This is a genomic window from Methanomicrobium sp. W14 (assembly GCF_017875315.1).
In the GTDB taxonomy this organism is placed as follows: domain Archaea; phylum Halobacteriota; class Methanomicrobia; order Methanomicrobiales; family Methanomicrobiaceae; genus Methanomicrobium.
In genome coordinates, this window is sequence record NZ_JAGGMM010000003.1 from 200,934 (window position 1) to 220,359 (window position 19,426).

The following is a 19,426-nucleotide window of genomic DNA, read 5'->3' on the forward strand; positions in this document are numbered from 1 at the left end:
AATCCAAATTATCAGGCACATTGACAATAAACCGCGAACAACTGCCTGTATTGTACTCACTCATTGCAGGGGCGCTTTTTGCTTCCGGAACTCCGCTTGCCAAACTTTTTCTGACAGACATTCCTCCCCTGTCTTTGGCGTCAGTCCTGTACCTGGGAAGTGCAACAGGTCTTCTAATCTGCTTTGCCGCTTCAAAAATCATATCGCTGGTGAAAAACGAGACTCCAAGGTCAAAAAAAGAGGCACCTCTCTCCAAAAAAGATATTCCATGGTTTTTGGGGTCAGCATTTTCCGGCTCTGTACTTTCAACGATAATTCTCATGATAAGCCTCCAGCATGTCCATGCAGTCACGGCATCGATGCTTCTTTCATTTGAGGCGGTTGCCTCAACCCTGATTGCAGTGACCGTATGCCGCGAACCTGTAGGAAGAAGGGTCTGGGCAGCCCTCTGCCTGATTACTCTGGCCTGTCTTGCGCTTGCATATTCCCCGGGAAGCGAATTCGGATTATCACTCGGAGCCCTGGGAATCGTTCTCACGTGCATATGCTGGGGAATAGATACAAACATAGAAAGAAAACTCTCATCAAAAGACCCGTTTGAAATCATTCTTGCAAAAGGTATGACTGCCGGGACCGTGCTTTTCATCATCGCCATGGTTTCAGGTTCCGCCTTTCCCTCACCTGAAATATTAATTCCTGCAATGACTGTGGGTTTTATTTCATTCGGGGGGTTTATGATGATACTATATATATACGGTTTGAGAGAACTCGGCGCCGCAAGAGCAAGCTCTCTTTTCGGGATGAACCCGGTATTCGGAGTTATCGCATCTTTTCTGATTTTCAGGGAACTGCCAGGCATCCTTTTCTTTCCGGCTCTTTTTCTCATGGTATCGGGACTGTTCCTCCTTTCAACCGAGAAGCATTCGCACCTGCACACGCACCCTGCGGAAACGCATGAACACAGGCACCACCACCCCGATATTCACCATGAACACGAGCATACGCCTGACGATCCGCCTCTTGACAGGTTCGGTTATCACTCACACCTGCACACGCATACAGAACTTACGCATACGCATGCCCACAGGCCTGATATCCACCACAGGCACAGGCATTACTGACCTGAGGTATAAGTTTTTATTGGATTTACCTGTCAGAATACAAATAAAAAAATTAAGGGATATACCTTTTCGAAAAACCTAAAAGTTATTTTCAGCTCTTCAGAACTACTATATTGATAAATAAGTATATAATAGAGCTATTTTTTATAAGTAAGCCATAAATAACCACATAAATCCAAAAGGTGACCGCAAAAACCGATTCAGTAAATATAATATAATCAATACGATCTGCTCTTCGCAAAAGGTAACAAAAAAACGTCATTAAATATTTTTCAGGACATTAAACGGCAGTATTAAATAGAAAAAAGGTAACATAAAAATTTGTAAAGGAGGGATTGAAAATGAACAAATTTACCGCAATGATATTTGAAGAGGGGGGATGTTACGTTGCGGAGTGTCCCGAGTTGGGGACCGTCAGTATTGGGAACACAAAGGAAGAAGCTTTGGAGAGCCTGAGGGAAGCTACATCTCATTACCTCGGGGAGTTTAGTGAGAGAAAAAGGAGTAGTCCTACAATTACGTCTTTTGAAGTTACCGCATCATAACCTAAATGCGGTACCAAGCATTAACCCTGCTCGGAACAAAGGTTTCTATGCGGCCGCACTTCCGCTATGACGGAACTGCGGCCTTTTTTTATTTTGGATTTAAAGGCTGTTTTTTTAAAGTTTTGAAACAAAACAGAATTTTAAGCCAATGTCCATATTCCTGAGATGTTTGGAATAACGAACAAATGTTCGAATACGCGAACACATATCTATGACTATGAATTCAGGTAAACTCCCCGTATTTTTCCAGACAGTTATTATACGGATGAATCATTTCCAGCAATTGATTCCGCGATATATGAAGATTTAAAGGACTAAAACCACCTGACGTCATTTCTTCGCTACATTAATTTCGTATAACGCCCCAAAAATAAATAAATGGCACTAAAAACCCTTGTAATAACACCCGCCGGAGACGAGAAGATCTGGGACAGGGATGCAAATCTTGACAAAGACAGGCATATCAAGGCGGAATATGCCTTCACAGGAAGATTTGCAGAAAGATGCCATGAATACACAAAAAAATTCTACCCTGACGACAGGGTCATTTTATCCCCGAAATACGGGTTCGTCCTCCCGCACGAGGAGATCCTCTACTACCCCGAGAATTCATTCAGCGAATCAGGCATTGAATACGATACGATAGAGAGCAACGCCGAATCCGACGGCCTTTTAAACTACGAAAGGGTGGTCTTTTTAGGCAGCAGAAACCTGCACGGCGAATATATGGATATAGTGTCTCGCGTCTTTTCCGATAAATGGGTGGAGTACCCCCTTCTTGATGCCGAAAATACCGAGGAGATGCTCGGGAGGCTTATTGATGCCATTACAAGGGATTTACCCTTAAGGTTCAACAGGATAAGACTGACAAAAGTCGAAATCTCAGGACTCTTCGGGAATTTCCACCACGTAATCCCGATAGAAAACGACGACAACCTATCGATAATAACCGCCCCGAACGGCTACGGAAAGACGACGATATTAAGACTTCTAAGGTCGGTATTCGTCGGAAACCTGGGTGAAATACGCGATATCCCCTTCGACTGCTTAAACCTTACGTTCTCATCCGAAGACAAGACAGAAAAAGGTGTTTACAGCAAAAGGTCACTTGAAATAAGAAAAAGTCTCGGAAAGAGGCAGGGGATAAAGCTTCCCCTGGGGGACATGTGGTCTGTCAGCTTTAAGTCCGAAACAGATACCGGCGATACGCTTGAATACACAGTGAACCCCGACAACTTCGACGAGGAGAAGACTTCATGGGAGCTGAGCAGAATAATACCTCCTGTTCCCGTAAAATTCATATCCGCACAGAGATTGTGGCAGAACGCAGACGATGACAAGGGTCATGAAGGTGATCTCCTCACGGGACATGGCGGGGGGGTGAAAAGGAGCTACGAACTGACTATCCTTAACTACTCCGACGATATAAAAAGGCGCATCCAGGCGATGTTAAGTGATTACGCCGCAAGCACACAGCAGCTTGACGTGACATACCCCGGGAGGTACATGGACCTCTGTCTTGAGATGGATGAAGGCCTTCTCCCGTCCGCTCACAGCATCACTGAAAAACTTCTTAAAATACGTCTCGAACAGAAAAAACTTAAAAATCTAGGGTTTCTGGCATACAACCCGAAGACATGGTCGGAACAGGAAATTCCCGAAAGCGACATAGAAGGGGAGACAGGGGTCCTTGCGGCTCTCAAACTCTATATAGAGGATACCGAAAAGAAATACCTGATATTCAAGGACCTCGAGAAAAAGATTGACCTTCTCATCCAGATAATAAACTCCCTTTTCCTCAACCTCTCCTTCGAGGTCAGGGCAGACAGGGGATTTTTCTTCATGGCTTCAGACCGCGAGTCGATATCCCCTGAAAAACTTTCATCCGGTGAGCAGAACCAGCTTGTAATGTACTACGACCTGATATTCTTCACCGACCCGGGGACCCTTGTACTCGTCGACGAACCTGAAATATCGCTTCATATCGTGTGGCAGAGGCAGTACCTCGACTACATCAAAAAAATCACGAACATTACCGGGTCGGACTTCATGATTGCAACACACTCCCCCCAGCTCATTCACACATACTGGGACTACACTGTCGACCTCTCAGGTGAACGTCCCGATGTTTAAGAAGAAAAGATTTGGCAAATGCTCTGGAAACTACAGGCTTGAGGACATCTGGGCCGACGCTGACGAAATTAGCGGGGCAATCAGAAAGATGGAGAAAAACTATCCCACCCTTAGCAGAAAAATATTCATCATAACTGAAGGCCCTTACGACTACGAATTTTATTCACGCTTCTTTTCAGGAGACCTGTGTGAAATAAGGATTGCAAACTCAAAAAAGAACGTGATATCCGTAGTAAACAGTATACTCTCGGAAATTTCAGGAAACGCCTCCGACTCAGTAATAGGAATAATCGACAGGGATTTTTCATTCTTTGAGGATTCGGAGGAAACAAACATAACTAACGAAGACGGCGAAGGTTCACGCCCGGAAAACCTTTTTTTGACTGATACGCATGACATAGAGACGATGATTGTCTCAAACGACCTCATAAAAAGAGTCCTTGACCATTACGCCACAAACTCTGCCGGCAAAAGTTTTCAGAGGAGCATGCTTGACGCCGTAAGAGGAGGCGACATCCTCTCAAAACTTGTTGAATGCTGCAGTTTTATCGGGTTCAGCCTCTACATAAACGAAAAATACAACCTGAATATCACCTTCAAGCACATAAACTGCAAGAAAAGAAATGTTTTCACTGACTTTACAGATGTCACCTCTATGAGTTTTGACAAAGAAAAATACCTCGTGCTCCTGAAGAAGAGAAACAAAGAAAAATATGACAGATTTCTGGAGGCATTATCCAGGGAAAAACCCTGTTTCGAAAGATTTCTGAAAGACCCTATGCAGCTGTGCCGGGGCCATGACCTTATGTGCGTCCTTCTCGCAGACATAAACATAAATTACCCGCAGAAATCCGGGGAAAAAGTTCGTTCCCGCGACCTTGAGCGGCTTTTCAGGAATATGTACGACGAGAACAGGTTCTATGAAACAGGACTCTTCAAAGACCTTAAAAGGTGGGCTGAAAATAAAATACCCAAAATATCGGATGAAATTTTCTTAAACAGTACAGGTAACGCACAGTAAAGCCGTTTAACCCGGTTTCAGGAGTTTTGGAGTGCATTAATTTTGGGATGCGGCACAAAAGGCTGCCCCTGCAGCAGGCTAATGTAATACGAAAAATAAATAAAAAGATTTTATACACGTAAATCAGAGTTCTTTACATGGGATTCTGGCTGGCCTCTTTTATCGGTTTTATTGCAATGATTATATTCAGTTCCGTCCTCGGGCATTACGAAGGAGCGGCGGGACTTCTGGGGCCTGTAATAGGCGGTTTTGCCGCAGGTCTTCTTGCAGGAGAGGGTGTTTCAAACGGAGCAAAAGCAGGTTTTTGTGCAGGGATATTCGGGGGAATTGTAATCTCGATTCTTATCCTCATATTCGGTGCAGCACTTTTTGGCATCGGGGGATTTATCATCGGTGCCGCGATAGACTTTGTAATAATCATAATACTTGCACTGACTCTCGGAATACTCGGCCTTATCGGAGGGGCTCTTGGAGGACTTCTGAACAAAAGCTAAAAAATACAGGCTTTAAAAAACCCTAAATTTGTTTTTAAGGAGATTTTTTCTATACACTTTAAATGTACCTTTTTTTTACAATATACGCAAAATACGGCGAAAACAGGAACAGGTTTTTAAAAATAATGTCAAATCAAAATCTTTTTCTTTAAAAAAGACCCTGAGGTACTATAATAACATTATGATCATGACAAATGATGACGGGGAGAAGGGAAAAGGCATTAAAAAAGGAAGATTTGTCATTCACGAGAAAAAATTCCGGACTGTACAGCACCTCTTAAGACTTGAAATGGAAGGTGTCTTAAAATGCTGGATGATAGTCGACGGGATGCCCGAAAGTCCTGACGAAGAATGCATTGCTGTTGAAGAAGACGAATGCACAACAAGAATGCTCTACTTCTCAGGTCTTATGAGAGAAAGACAAAAGACTCCTGCCAAATTCAAAATAGAAGACTCAGGAAAGTATGAGATTCTTATCTGTACAGATGAAAATATCGAATTTATCCTGAACGGAAAAAATAATTCGGGAAAGTTCATACTTTTTAAATCCGAAGAAATCGGGCCGAAAATCTGGATTCTACAAAAATTAACGGATTAATATTTTGCCGGCACCCCTGTACCCACAACTTAGAGCAATGAATTGCAACAGTAGTTATGAATAATAAGATCTTTTTTGCACTAAAAAGACAAATGTACCTTCAGTTCTTATGCAAACCCTGAAAAACAAAAAAGTTTATTTTGAGACATACGGCTGCACCTTCAACTTCGCCGACACGGAGAAGTTAAAGGAGATTGCAGTCAGGCAGGGCTGCACGGTTTCAGGACCGGAAGATGCGGAAGCGGTCGTGATAAATACATGTACAGTCGTTTCACAGACCGAAAGAGCCATGATAAGAGCGATTAACGAGTTTCCTGACCGCGAAATATACGTAACGGGCTGCATGCCCGTAGTGCAGAAAGAGACTCTCCTTTCGGTAAGGCCTGACATACACATAATTCTGCCCGAAGATATCTATAAACAAAACCGTCATGCCGGAGGAATGGTCGACAAAAATACCGGCGTCGTCCAGGTGGGTACAGGATGTCTCGGGAACTGTGCATACTGCATAACAAGGCATGCAAGGGGCCGCATGAAAAGCTTCAGTTCCGAGAATATCGTTGAAGAGACAAAGAGGCTGGTAGGCAAGGGTGCAACCGAAATACAGCTCACGGGCCAGGACTTAAGCGCCTGGGGAAAGGACATCGGGTCCGACCTCTCAGAGCTTTTGTACCTTCTAAACGAAATAAAGGGCGATTTCGCGGTAAGGGTCGGCATGATGAACCCTGCAACCGTGATTCCTATTCTTGAAAAACTCGTCCCGGCATTTAAGCTCAAAAAAATATACTCATTTGCACACCTCCCCGTGCAGGCAGGCTCCGACAAAGTCCTGAAGACAATGCAGAGAGGATACACGCAGTCGGAGTACAGAAAGGTCGTCGACGAGTTCAAAAGACAGGTCCCCGGCATAAGGATTTCGACCGACTTTATAATAGGCTACCCTACCGAGACCGAAGAGGACTTTGAGGAGTCGGTAAAGCTTTTAAACGACACTAAACCTACGAAAGTGAACATCACAAGGTTTTCGGTCAGGGAAAACACTCCCGCCGCCCTTTACAAAGACATGCCTGACTGGATTAAAAAGAACAGGTCAAGAAAACTTACAATAGCTGCAAACAGTATATATGACGAAAACAACGAAAAAATGATAGGAAAAGTCCTCCCAGTTGCAGTGACGGAAAAGAAAAAGAAAGGGTCTGTCATCTCAAGGGATAAGTCCTACAACAATATCGTGATAAAGGAGGACATCCCTTTAGGGACAAAGCTTGACGTAGTGATAAAGTCCCACAGAACACATTACCTTATCGCTGAAAGAGTTTGAAAAGAACTGAAGTGACTTATATTGGTGACTGTAAACTTCTGAGAACACCCTGATTTTTAAATCCCGCATGCCATACATACGGGGTCTTTTTCCATATTTTCCCGGAAAGTGCCTCTTCTGCTCATTATATCGTCCATGCTGTCTGAGGCTATATTTCTAAGGACTTTATCCGGCCTGTAACAGCACGGGGTCACATCGCCGTTGTATCTTACAAAAAGCGTAGTATTGAAAAGACGGCACGGCAGCGTATGGCAAACCGGGAGATAAATCTTTAATCCGGTTTTAGCTGCAAAATCATCTGCCCGCCTGAAAACTTCATCCTCTTTTCCTGAGAATTCAGGTCTCCAGAGATAAGACCTTTCAAAATTTACTGCGTCAACACCAAGACGGCGTGATACTGACAATGTTTCTTCGACTGTATCAAAATTACAGCCCATCATAGCAACGTTCATGTACGTTTTGGGATGTGTTAATCCTCTTTTTTCTCTGCATTTATGAAAATATTCGATATTGTTGTAAATTTTTTGAAAGAACAGAGAGAGATCAGGAATGCTAAAAGCAACAATATCTAGGTCAGAGGAGAGCAAATCTCCAGCAATTTCGTGAATAAGTGTTGCATTGGTAGTAAAATTTACGGAAAGCCCCTTTTTTGCGCCGTATTTTATCATCTCAAAAAGATTAGGGTTCATAAGAGGTTCACCCCACCAGTGCAGGGAGGGATACCTGAACCCGTTATAAGATACAGCTTTTTTAAAAATTTCCGGTGATATACTACCCCCTTCTCCGGGAATGAACTTATTTCTCAGGCAAAAGGGACAGTTCATATTACAATGTGTAGTCGGTTCTATCTGAAGGACAGGCGGGGAAGAACATGCAACCCAATACTCATAATTATCCACTTTCCAGTTTGTCTGTCAAAGACAAACATGATATTATACAATAAATATAATTTTGATATCCGGTTAAAATTTTTCCTGGTAGAAATGTTACCGGCTTTTATCACATAAACAGGCAACAGTTCAAAATTCACTGTTTATTAGCATTAAAACAGGGCTAAAATAAAGATCTGTTTTTTTTTGAGTTTAAAATAAATTTATGCTAAATTTTTTTCAAAGCACTTTTATAGTCACTTTGTTAAATAGTGGTGCTTAATCGATTGCGTTTGTGTAACAGAAATAGTATATATCGTCGAAAATAACCAGTATACAAAAAGATAAAATAAAAATGACAAATAATTCAAACTATTACTGTAATACAGCAATCCGTTTCCAAAAATCACAGTTTCCTTACGAGGCGACTATAAAGTCCAATGGTCATACACCCCAGGGAGGTAAAACATTTTATGCCGAGAATCTTTTCAGATGGATAGCATGGGTGCAGCCCGGGTGCAATGCCACGATAAATTTCAGGCTGAAATTGAGTGAAAGCTATAAGGAAGGTAATACTATTCCGGTGAAAAACTGTGACAGATGAACTGAAAAACGGACCTGAAGAAAGCGAACACACTGATTACCTCCACCTTATATATCTTTTTTACAGGCACCCGAAAAAGGCTTTTGAGATTGTAAATAAAGGCAGGGCTGTTCACGGGATAATAGCTTTTATAATATCTGTACTTGTAGTTTACATGATTTTTCACTTTATCAGATCACATATATACAATGTATACGACGGGCTTTTTCCATTTCTCAATCCATGTTCCATTTCTCAGGATTATACAGCATTTTTGCCTGATATGGCCGTGTATTTTATTTCCTTTGGAATGGAAGCAGTCATTCTTGTTATAATGCTTAAGTTATCGGGGTTTGGTTTTCAGCTTAAACCGGCTTTAAGCGTAATATTTTACAGCTGCGCCATAGCATTTCCTTTTATTGAACTCTGGTGGAGTATAGACACTGCCTTCAATTTTTTTACCGGGATGTCAATAGATGTTGCAATTGGCTGCCTTTATTATACCGGAGTTGACGACCTTTATTATTCTCCAATCAGCTACATTTTTTACATTTTTGCTGTGCCTCTTGCGTATCTTGAATATACCGGACTTAAGGGAATGTTAAAAACAAGAAAGCACCTGATTCTGCTTCTGGTATTAATTGCGGTCATAGTCCAGTGCATTTTATATCAGCCCCTTTACGATTATATATTTGATATTCTTCTGTGATGACTTATGAAATGTACAGATATACAATATGAATAAAAAATATTTTTCACAACAGACCATAAACCGACATTTTTCAGAGAGGAGAAATAATGATTAGCTGTCTCATTGAACCGGTTCTAAGAAATGATATCGAAAAAATAATAGAAATTGATGCATCACATAAACCTGTGATTTTATGAAAAAAAGAGCAATTACAGCAATATTAATTATAATCATAATTTCTGTTATTGCGTATCCCCTCTTTTCAGACCTTACATCAGGGGAGATATTTCCAACAAGCCGTATCAGTCCGGTGATAAATGCACACTGCCTGATACTTGATATTTCAGGTGACAGAATGCTGTATCAGTTTGAGAATGTCAGCGGGATGTACAAGACATATCTCTCAGATTTAAACGGAACCGTATATGATGAAGTCAAAAACGAAGTTCCTTTTTTCCCGGAATTGGACAATGCGGGCGATAAATTTGCAGCCACTGAAAACCTGTCAGAAGACCTTAGAATATATAACAGCAGAACACGGACAGACACACGTATAAATGTACAGGACATACACGCCCGCTATATATACGATATATCCTGGAGCCCTAAAGGAGACAAAATCGCCATTACTGTGGCAACAGCGAGTTCTGACTACTCCATCTGTGTATATGACCTTAATACCGGCGAATCCGAAAACATATTTAATTCAACCGAATATTTCAGTCCGCCCTCATGGAGTCCTGATGAAAATTATCTGTCCTTTATTGTCCAAAATGATTCGCGGAGTACAGAAAGCACAATGTATATAGCGGATTTGAAAAATCTTAGTGTTACGGCATCCGGTCTTAAAATAGAAAACAATGCTCATACAAACATCCCTGAAAGAACTGCATGGAGTCCGAAAGGAGATATAATTGCATATTCTTCTTCAGGCACAATTGGAATCTGCAGTCCGGACGGTAAATATCCTGACCTGATTAAATGCTATAAAGACAACAGTATCTGTAAGCACCTTGAATGGAGCCCTGACGGAAGTAAAATTCTTTATTGTTTCATTCTGCCCCCCGGAAGTCCGGAAAATGAAAGAATCGGATTTGCAGATCCCAAAACCAGCGAATCAGAAGAAATTCTGTCTGCAACACTTCAGTACGGCCATACTCTGTCATGGGCTGATAACGGCACGAAAGTGGCCTGCCTGGAAAATTCCGGATATGACAATGGTTTTCTGATTGACACCGGCAGTCGGTCAGGAAACAATATCCCGGTGATTATATTCTATATAATAATCCTTGTTATCCCGGCATGTATTGTTGTGGGATGGTATTTTGGAAAAGGAAAAGAAGAGAAATGAAACCAGAAAATTTCAACGGGACGGCAGAAGATTATCTCCACCTCATATATCTTTTTTTACAGGCACCCGAAAAAGGCTTTTGAGATTGTAAACGAAGGCAGGGCTGTTCACGGGATAATAGCTTTTTTAATATCCGCATTTATTGTCCTTTATATATACCATTTCTTTGGATCTTTTCTATATAATGTTTATATGAGCCTTTTCCCGGAGCCTTAACAGGTGCAACGGCAAATGATATATAAAAATATTTAATATAATACCTTGATTAAGAATGGATTAATCAAAGTGTATATTATGTGCAGAAAATGTTTGATAGTCACAATTTATAATTATGACATAATTTAGATCCTACTAAAGGAAAAACAATAATGGATAAAAAAAGTATTGTTCTCAATAAGGATATCTTTGAAATTTTATCTTGCGATACAAGAATAGACATACTCAAATCACTTAATTCAAGAAGAAAAACAAATTCAGAAATTTCAAAAGAACTTTCTTTAAGATCATCAACAATTCATCGACATCTTGAGAAACTGGAAGAAACCGGGTTAATAAAATCAATAGACTCAGAAAATAAATGGGTATATTATGAACTTACTCCCGCAGGAGACGCATTGATTAATCCTAACAAAAACAATAATTTTATAATTTATCTATCTTCCCTGCTTACATACATAACAACTATAGCTGCATTATATACATATTATACAATTCCAAGACTCAATTCCAAATCTTTATTTCCTCTTTTAATAGAAGACCCCTTCTGTGTTTTATTTGCAGTATGCATTTCTGCGATAATTTTACAGACAATAATAATACTTGTTTTTTATTTTAAAAACAGGACCCTGATTTAAACCTTTGGTAGTTATTAGTTTTCAGACTAATATTTTTGAACATTTAATATCATTTTGACGAAGAAATAGGAAATGTCAAAAATATATTGGGTATGTATTTAAAATCCCCGTATATTTTGGCAGGACTTTGTTATGATGGAAAAAAAAGAATTATTCTCTCTTTTATTGGCAACTTTTCTGATTATATGCTTCTTTAGCACAGTTTCAGGATATCAAATGAGAGATGAGGCATTCCAGGCTGTTTCTGCAGATTATACAAAATATCTTATAGACAGTCACGGGGACGTCCCAGAGTATAATCAAAAAGGGGAAGTCATGCAGATTGGAATTGGAGAAAAAATTTCTGACAAGGATGCTATGACTAAATGGTATAAACAGTTAGAAGATATTCTGGAAGACACCAGCACGGATATGGATGAGTATTTCTACCCCGATGGTCCTGTAATTTCTTATGGCTATGATCTATTGGGAACAATTTGCGTTGGTATTTATGAAGAGGAAGATATTGATAAAGAAACCATCAATAAAATAATTGGGTTTATTGATTCGGATGCTACTAAAAAAGGCATTAATGATGTTCCTATAATTTTCATATCAGAACCTATGGCAAAATTATGTTCGGACAGAGATGATAGCTGGAGACCTGTTATTGGGGGTATACAATGTGTTGCCAATAGTCACGCAGGTACAACAAGTTTTGCTGCAACGAGAAACGGACAAAATGGAATTGTGATTGCCGGGCATATGGGTCAACCAGGAGACAGAGTATATCAACCAGATTCATCAAGTTCAATTGGAACAATTACTGTATCATCAAATGGTGATAATTCAGATTCGGCATGGGTACCTTAAAGCAATGTTAATGATGATATCTTTGAATTTTCATGGGCACAAACTGATGTATACGGGTATAGTGATCCATGGGCTAATCTTGATATATCAATGTCCGGAATAACAATTGGGACTGTTAATGGAATCGTGGTTAAGAAAGAATCGCTCTATAATACCTATTTTCATAAAAAAAATACCTGATCAATGGTATGCAAATTTCCAGTCTGCAGAAGGTGACAGTGGCAGTCCTGTTTATTACAAGGATACACCTCACAGGATACGTTTAGCAGGTATCTTATAACAAGAAATGCAGAGGGCCAGTTATATATACTGTAGCGCAAATAAAAAAGAATTAAATTTAAAAGCGGTGGATATAATTACTACTAATGATTGCCCAAATCCTTCAGGCCGGAATGAAACCAATGAAAAACTGAAATTTTCCGAATACTTTCATCTCATATATCTTTTTTACAGGCACCCGAAACAGGCATTTGAGATTATAAATAAAGGCAGGGCAGTCCACGGAATTCTGGCACTTTTCATATCGGTATTTGTAATACAAATATTATATTATACACTTGTTTACTTAATCTACAATGTAATCCTGAGCCCTTTTCCATACCCCCTTTATCCTGTCATATACGGCTGGTGGCAAAATATACCGGTCATATTTACATTAATTATAATATTCGGCATTGAAGGAATAGTCCTTGTTGCCCTCCTGAAAATTCTTAAATTCAGGTTTCAGTCCATACCCGCATTAAGCGTAATATTCTACAGTTGTGCAGCGGCCTTTCCTTTTACCAAAATCTGGTCTGTCCTTTACATGATATATTATTCACTTACCGAAAACTGCTTATTTACAGGACTGACACCTTACAGCACAGGAGGCATCATAAGCACCTGCATCTTCTTCATATATGTGGTGCCCCCCCTTGCATATCTTGAATATACCGGGCTCAAAGGAATGCTTAAAAAAAGACCACACCTTATTTTGTATTCGGTGATAACTGCGGCTGCAATCCACTGCATTCTTTACGTGCCTGTATTTCTGTATTTAACCGGACTTCTCAGGATGACTTTCGGAATACTGTGATTGAGAAAGCATCTTTAGAATCTTCAATAAAATATTTTAAGATTGTATATACTATCTATCAACCGTTTTCAGGCGGTTTTTCCTTTTTTACTGCCGTAAAATTTTTCTGCCGAACCGACAAGGGTCAGAACAGCAGGCATAATGACAATTGCACCGATTAGAGAGAACACTACCGCGATTACCGTTGAAAGGCCGAAACTGGAAACAATCGGGAACACAGAAAGCATAAGTGCCGAAAAACCGCTTGCGGTAACAAGGCCCGATACCGTAACCGCAGACCCTATCTTCTGGACAGCCTTTGTAATGGCGTCGATATTCCTGTCGCAGCTGTTCCTCTCTTCAATATATCTTTCCATCACAAGAATCGTGTATTCTGAAGCAACACCGATTGTCATCGAACCGAGACATGCACTTATCGGGTTGTAATGAAGGCCGATTGCGACCATTGCAACAGCGTTCCACCCCACTATGCACACAATCGGGACAATCGGGGTTAAAGCCTCCTTCTTCCTGTATGCCAGTGCAAGGAAAAAGAATATCAGGATAAACCCAAGCATAGTCATTTTGTCCTTGCTGTCTGCAATCTGGTCCATAAGGTTTGTGTAAAGGTCGAAGTCGCCTGTCGGGTAAACCTCCATGTGGGCGGGGATTTCTGACCACGTAGCATCGTCTGCTACCTCCTGCTTGAGTGTGTTCTGCTCATTCAGCGTAAGAATTGTCGTTGTAAAAGAAATTACAGCCTCAGTTGAGCCGTCTAGATACTCGCTGAGTGAGTCCTCCGGGATTTTTGAAAGGACAGTGTCCAGAGTCGCCTGGTCAAGAGGCATCTTCCCGCCGTTGTACTCCCGTACAAGAGTTGCAACGCTGTCAAAGCCTGTTATTTCGTCGTGCGTTGATGCGGCATAACTGCCGAACTTATCTATCCACGAAACGGCATCAAGCGACCTCAGGTCGTCTCCTCTCAGGTAAAGCGGAAAAGGCGTAACCGAACCTGCCACATCCTCGACCTTGTCCAGGGTAAGCTGGGCCGGAAGGTCGGGAGGGGCCATGGATTTTGTGTCCGTGTCTATCGGAATCGAAGGGTCCACGTGTATCCCTGCGTATGCTATCACGATCGAGATAACTATAACAGGAATCGCAGCAGAGGAGACCTTTTTGACAATCCCCTCAAGAAAAGTGCTGTACCTGTTCATCAGGACGACAGCCTTTGACTGTTCGTTCTCTTTTGGTTTGTACTTTAATATGGCTGCAAGGGCGGGAAAACCGAAGAGGGACGTAAGATAACAGCAGCCAACACCGATTATTGATACTACAGCAAAAGTCTTTATCATCGGAACAGGCGTTATAAACATTGCAATAAAGCCCATGGTTGTCGCAAGCATTGCAAGAAGAACAGCAGGACCGGTGTTTTTAAGTGTGCTCTCTGACGACTCGGCAATCGATTTTCCATACCTCCTCTCCTCGTCAAAACGGGCATGGAACTGGACCGCATAATCTATACCAAGCCCCAGAAGAATAGGAAAAGACGCTATTGCACCGTTGTTTATCTCCACACCGAACAGGCTCATGACCGCAAACGTGTACAAAAGCCCGAAGGCTAAAAGGATGAGCGGGAGATACCAGTGACGCATATTGGAGAACAGGATAAAGAGGACGATTGTCATCAGTATGAAGGCTCCGCCTACGAGAGTGATTCCTGACAGCACCATATCCTCCTGAAGTTCGTCGTTGTATGGAGTATTTCCCGTAATTTCTATAGAGATACCCGGCGGAAGAGTGGCCTCCCCTGCAAGAGCCTCAAGCTTTGGAAGAATCAAAACCGACGTATCGGTTGAAATTCCCTGCTTTATTTTGACATACAAAAGGGACGTCTGGCTGTCAGGGACCAGAAGATTCTTCTCTGAATCCGGAATTTTAGAGAGTATATAGTCTATATCAACCTGGTTCTGCGGCAGAATTCCCCCGTTAGCTTCCTTTAGCACATCCCCTATAGAGACAGTCTCTGAAACGTAGTCAAGCCTTTTTATCTCGCCCTCGAGAACAAGAAGGTCCTGCATAAGTTCGTAGTTTGTCGTATCCGACGTCTGGACAAGAAGAATAAAAGTATCGGAGACGAACTGGGTATTGTACTGGTCGTATCTCAGACCCTCGGGAGAACTCTTGTCAAGGTACTGGTCGGATGTAGACTGAAACTTAAGGCCTGACATCGTAAATATTGCGGCAATTAAAAGAACAGTCATTATACCTATGACAAGACGCGGGTTTTTGTTTATCAGGTGTGAAATACCCCCGTAAAGGGAACTTATACCAAGACTTATAAAAACATCTCCTTAAATTTACTATAGGGTTTTAGTTCCGGATTAGGCAAACAACTTTTCTATATGCATTTACATTGATTCGTTGGTATATAAAAATAAAACGCAGACAGGATAAAGCATATTCCGCTTACCGGCACAGCCGGCACACTTTAGGCATATTTTTAACTATAATAGTTTATTATAGATTAAATATCCGGGCATCCGGCCAAATATTCAAAAAGGATTAACTATATATTGAGATTACCCGGCAAAGTCCTGCCGCATAAAATATAAAGAGGATTTCAGATGAAAGCGCAAATGATGTTGTTTCTGGTTATACTGACTGTTTTTGCCGTTTCTGCACAGACCGCATGTGCAGGGGACAAGTTCTACACAGACGGACCTGACATAAACATATCGGTGTATGGCACAAACGAGGTCCAGGCAGGGGCCGACACGACGGTTACCCTGCTTGTTCAAAACAAGGGTCTGATAGACATGAAAATTGTCCAGGACCAGTATATGACTCCTGATTACCTTCCCAACACAGCAAAGGCCGGAGTAGTTGCATTAAAGCCCGGCAACTCGCCTTTTGTAGTGAAATCCGACCCGCAGGTGTTCGGAGACCTTCCCTCGGGATACATGAAGACAGTGTCGTTCGACGTTTTTGTGCCTGAAGATGCGAAATCGGGAAATTACCAGATGACTGCCGTTGTCGAGTACCAGTACATGGAGAACTCAGACCAGGTCGGGACCGACGCAATATCCTATGACTTCAAAACAGAAACAGTAAAAATTCCCGTAAACATCGTTTTAAAACCGTCAGTCTCTTTTGAAATCACAAATTTAACCTCACGTGACCTGAATGCCGGCGGTGAAGGTTATATCTACATGGATATAACAAACAACGGGACCGATACCGCAAAAACGCTTTCAATCTTTCTTAACCCGTCAGGGCAGAGCCCTGTAACACCTGTTGAAAACGGCGTATTTGCAGGTGACCTCAAACCCGGAGAGACAATAACTACCGGGTTCAAGGCCGCTATATCAGACGACGCGTCATCTGATCAGACATATCCTGTTCAGGTATACGGCGTATACAAGGACTACGAGGGCCTTCCCGCCAAAACCGAACCTGTAAGTGTTGGAATCGGCTTTAAGAGCAAAATTCAGTTTGACGTGACCGGAGGTCCTGCTGTAGCTTACTCAGGTCAGGAGTGCCTGATATATGTAACATATAAAAACACTGGCGGTGCGACAGCATACTATGCACAGGGGAGAATAAGTGTCGTCGACCCGTTCTCAAGCAGCGACACGAACGTGTATCTCGGCGACATGAAGCCTGGAGACTCGGCCCTTGCAGTATACAAGGTGACAGTAAGTTCAGGTGCGACTGCCAAAAACTATTCCCTTGACTCTGAAATCAGGTACAACGACATTGAAAACAACAACTACGTTTCAGACACGATAAAAGTGATAGTAAAGGTAGAAGACAGTATGACAACGGGAATAGCTGTCATCGCTGTAATCGTCATACTCATACTTGCTGCTGCAGGCTACATTGTGCACAAAAAAAGAGCGGGAAGAAAATAACGGTTGCAGGGTGTTACAGGAATGAAAGGAGAAATATTTCATGTCAGGGATTAATACCCGGACTGCAGGCCTTTTAAGCATTTTTCTGGTCCTCATATCAGCCCTCGCAGGGACCGCTCTTTGTGCAGGAGAAGAATTTTTATACAGCCAGCCGTCTGTAGCCGCAACAATTCTGGGCAGTTCTGAGGTCTACCCCGGAGACAACGTCGCATTTACGATAGTGGTTGAAAACCACGGTGTCGACAACGAGGAATTAAGAGGCTTGCAGTATATGGAGACGAGCATAAACCCGACTACCTCCCTTGGAACGACACTTGACCTTCAGGCAGGCAATGCACCTCTTAGGATTAAGACGGAACCGTTTATGGTCGGAGACCTCAAAGAGGGCGGAGAGGCAAACGGGACATTTTACGCCCATGTGGACGAGAACGCCCCGAAAGGTGTATACAATCTGACGCTTTACGTGCACTACACATACGCCTTTGCAGAAAGTCTTATTGAAGGCGACAGGTGGAACTACGTTTATAAAGACAAAACGCAGGTGATAAACCTCCCTGTCACGGTTAAAGGTGCCGTAAAACCTGAAATCCTCTCGGCCAGGACAACAGGGCTAAGCCCGGGCGAGAAGGGAAATATAATAGTCACCGTCGAAAATTCGGGATACCAGACAGGATACAACGCCGGAGCAAAAATTTCAGGAGTTTCAGGCATAATAAGACCTGTTGACGGAAGCGTATTCCTTGGCGACTTTGCACCCGGGCAGACAAAGGAGATTGTTTTCAGTGCAGTGGTAAACGATTCGGCCGGAAGCGGGACTTACCCGGAAACAATTGACATCGTATACACCGACGAATACGGCAAAATCAAAGACTCGGTTTCAGAGACTTTCGGGATAAACATTTCTAAAGGTGCAAAGTTCAGGATAGTTTCAGGCAACATCTCGATGACACCCGGAGATGAGAAGACGGTTGAAGTATCTTTCCTGAACTACGGGGACGAGACCGCATACGGTGCAAGCGCAAGAATTGTACCCGACAGCCCTGTTGACAGCACAACCGACACCGCAATTCTCGGCGACATAAAACCGGGAGATACAAAAACAGCTGAGTTCAGAATATCGATGGACTCAGACGCACTCATAATCCCGTACGGTATAAACACCGAGATAAAATACAGGGACGAATCCGACAACCTGATACTGTCTGACCAGATGAAGCTTCCCATATCAGCAAACAACAAAAACGAAGTCCTGAGTATAATCACAAATCCGATTTCACTCGTAATACTTGCCGGGGCGGTCTTTCTGGTTGTCTATTATTCCTACAGAAGAAAAGGCAAACTCTAAAATTTTTATTAACTAAGGAAATTTCTGTTTTTTATAGCATAAGAGCAATAGATCTATCCAATATGGATGCAATAGAAGAAGGCTTCAATGAAATTTTAAGACAGATTGAAGAGGAAGAGAAGAACAAAGAAAAACTGTCGGATGAAGTCATGAAAAACAGTGCCGCGCTTCTTGAAAAAATGAGCGAAAAGGCGGCCCCGCTTGTAAAAAAACATGGCATAAACATGCTTGTCAAAGCAAGAACCGATATGCACGGCGAGATGTACGACAAAATCTACAGCGACAAAAAAATGTTTGTCCTCGGAAAAACAGAACCCATGCCTTACCGGCCTGACGACATGACAAAAAAGGTCCAGAGCCAGTTCTGTACACTCTCTGAAGACGGCAGTCTCGAAGAAGTGATGTATTCGTCAACCGAAATCCTTACAGACTCATATATTCAGGAAATTTCTTCAAAAGAAGCGGTTGATATATACGGTACAGAGATTATTTTCATGCTCTACAAGTCATTCGCACAATACCTTGATGATGAAAAAGAGCTTGTATCAGCCCTTGAAAAAACCGTCTCGTTTATTCTAGAGAAATAAAAAATATTAATTTCAGGGTATAATCCCCTGATATCTCTTTTTTGTTAAGATTTTTGTCCGTGCAGACAATCCCTGGTAAAGAAGAGAACCATAACC

The 19,426-nt window shown here is 41.9% G+C and carries 18 protein-coding genes; 16 read left to right on the plus strand and 2 right to left on the minus strand.

Features of this window, described 5'->3' with window-relative positions:
- Positions 1 to 20: 20 nt before the first annotated feature.
- From J2128_RS10260 to J2128_RS10290, 7 genes are all read left to right on the plus strand, one after another.
- Positions 21 to 1,121: a DMT family transporter gene (locus tag J2128_RS10260; protein ID WP_209691263.1), complete on the plus strand. Its 1,101-nt coding sequence runs from the start codon at positions 21 to 23 to the stop codon at positions 1,119 to 1,121.
- 341 nt (positions 1,122 to 1,462) lie between these two features.
- The gene (locus tag J2128_RS10265; RefSeq protein WP_209691265.1) at positions 1,463 to 1,666 is read left to right on the plus strand and encodes a type II toxin-antitoxin system HicB family antitoxin; all 204 of its coding nucleotides are present in this window, start codon (positions 1,463 to 1,465) and stop codon (positions 1,664 to 1,666) included.
- A gap of 378 nt (positions 1,667 to 2,044) precedes the next feature.
- Positions 2,045 to 3,799, plus strand: a complete 1,755-nt coding sequence (locus J2128_RS10270) for an AAA family ATPase (protein ID WP_209691267.1) — start codon at positions 2,045 to 2,047, stop codon at positions 3,797 to 3,799.
- The gene (locus J2128_RS10275) at positions 3,792 to 4,820 is read left to right on the plus strand and encodes a DUF4435 domain-containing protein (RefSeq protein ID WP_209691269.1); all 1,029 of its coding nucleotides are present in this window, start codon (positions 3,792 to 3,794) and stop codon (positions 4,818 to 4,820) included. Before J2128_RS10270 ends, J2128_RS10275 begins: the two co-directional genes overlap by 8 nt.
- Before the next feature lie 137 nt (positions 4,821 to 4,957).
- On the plus strand, positions 4,958 to 5,314 hold the full coding sequence (locus J2128_RS10280; RefSeq protein ID WP_209691270.1) for a DUF5518 domain-containing protein: 357 nt from the start codon (positions 4,958 to 4,960) through the stop codon (positions 5,312 to 5,314).
- A gap of 181 nt (positions 5,315 to 5,495) precedes the next feature.
- Positions 5,496 to 5,912, plus strand: a complete 417-nt coding sequence (locus tag J2128_RS10285; protein WP_209691272.1) for a DNA polymerase ligase N-terminal domain-containing protein — start codon at positions 5,496 to 5,498, stop codon at positions 5,910 to 5,912.
- Between the two features lie 109 nt (positions 5,913 to 6,021).
- Positions 6,022 to 7,233 (plus strand): tRNA (N(6)-L-threonylcarbamoyladenosine(37)-C(2))-methylthiotransferase, encoded by a 1,212-nt coding sequence (locus J2128_RS10290; RefSeq protein ID WP_209691274.1) that lies wholly within the window; start codon positions 6,022 to 6,024, stop codon positions 7,231 to 7,233.
- 56 nt (positions 7,234 to 7,289) lie between these two features.
- Here the strand turns inward: J2128_RS10290 and J2128_RS12975 are convergent, their stop codons facing one another.
- On the minus strand, positions 7,290 to 8,132 hold the full coding sequence (locus J2128_RS12975) for a radical SAM protein (protein WP_348632395.1): 843 nt from the start codon (positions 8,130 to 8,132) through the stop codon (positions 7,290 to 7,292).
- Positions 8,133 to 8,457: 325 nt separating this feature from the next.
- Here J2128_RS12975 and J2128_RS10300 point away from each other — a divergent pair, with 325 nt between their 5' ends.
- From J2128_RS10300 to J2128_RS10325, 6 genes are all read left to right on the plus strand, one after another.
- Positions 8,458 to 8,706 (plus strand): hypothetical protein, encoded by a 249-nt coding sequence (locus J2128_RS10300; protein WP_209691279.1) that lies wholly within the window; start codon positions 8,458 to 8,460, stop codon positions 8,704 to 8,706.
- Positions 8,696 to 9,394 carry a hypothetical protein gene (locus J2128_RS10305; RefSeq protein ID WP_209691281.1) on the plus strand — a complete coding sequence of 233 codons (699 nt, stop codon included), beginning with the start codon at positions 8,696 to 8,698 and terminating at the stop codon, positions 9,392 to 9,394. The genes J2128_RS10300 and J2128_RS10305 overlap by 11 nt, the downstream gene beginning before the upstream one ends.
- A 175-nt stretch (positions 9,395 to 9,569) precedes the next feature.
- A complete protein-coding gene (locus J2128_RS10310; RefSeq protein WP_209691283.1) occupies positions 9,570 to 10,727 on the plus strand; it encodes a hypothetical protein in 1,158 nt (385 codons plus the stop codon).
- Between the two features lie 368 nt (positions 10,728 to 11,095).
- Complete coding sequence (locus J2128_RS10315) at positions 11,096 to 11,581, plus strand: winged helix-turn-helix domain-containing protein (RefSeq protein WP_209691285.1); 486 nt, start codon at positions 11,096 to 11,098, stop codon at positions 11,579 to 11,581.
- Positions 11,582 to 11,713: 132 nt separating this feature from the next.
- Positions 11,714 to 12,433, plus strand: a complete 720-nt coding sequence (locus tag J2128_RS10320) for a hypothetical protein (RefSeq protein WP_209691286.1) — start codon at positions 11,714 to 11,716, stop codon at positions 12,431 to 12,433.
- Positions 12,434 to 12,779: 346 nt separating this feature from the next.
- Complete coding sequence (locus J2128_RS10325; RefSeq protein ID WP_209691288.1) at positions 12,780 to 13,508, plus strand: hypothetical protein; 729 nt, start codon at positions 12,780 to 12,782, stop codon at positions 13,506 to 13,508.
- A gap of 68 nt (positions 13,509 to 13,576) precedes the next feature.
- Here the strand turns inward: J2128_RS10325 and J2128_RS10330 are convergent, their stop codons facing one another.
- A complete protein-coding gene (locus J2128_RS10330) occupies positions 13,577 to 15,826 on the minus strand; it encodes a hydrophobe/amphiphile efflux-3 (HAE3) family transporter (protein WP_348632406.1) in 2,250 nt (749 codons plus the stop codon).
- Between the two features lie 285 nt (positions 15,827 to 16,111).
- Here J2128_RS10330 and J2128_RS10335 point away from each other — a divergent pair, with 285 nt between their 5' ends.
- From J2128_RS10335 to J2128_RS10345, 3 genes are all read left to right on the plus strand, one after another.
- Positions 16,112 to 17,398: a COG1361 S-layer family protein gene (locus J2128_RS10335; protein WP_209691299.1), complete on the plus strand. Its 1,287-nt coding sequence runs from the start codon at positions 16,112 to 16,114 to the stop codon at positions 17,396 to 17,398.
- A 40-nt stretch (positions 17,399 to 17,438) separates the two neighbouring features.
- Complete coding sequence (locus tag J2128_RS10340) at positions 17,439 to 18,743, plus strand: COG1361 S-layer family protein (protein WP_209691301.1); 1,305 nt, start codon at positions 17,439 to 17,441, stop codon at positions 18,741 to 18,743.
- Between the two features lie 62 nt (positions 18,744 to 18,805).
- A complete protein-coding gene (locus J2128_RS10345; RefSeq protein WP_209691303.1) occupies positions 18,806 to 19,330 on the plus strand; it encodes a hypothetical protein in 525 nt (174 codons plus the stop codon).
- Positions 19,331 to 19,426 lie beyond the last annotated feature (96 nt).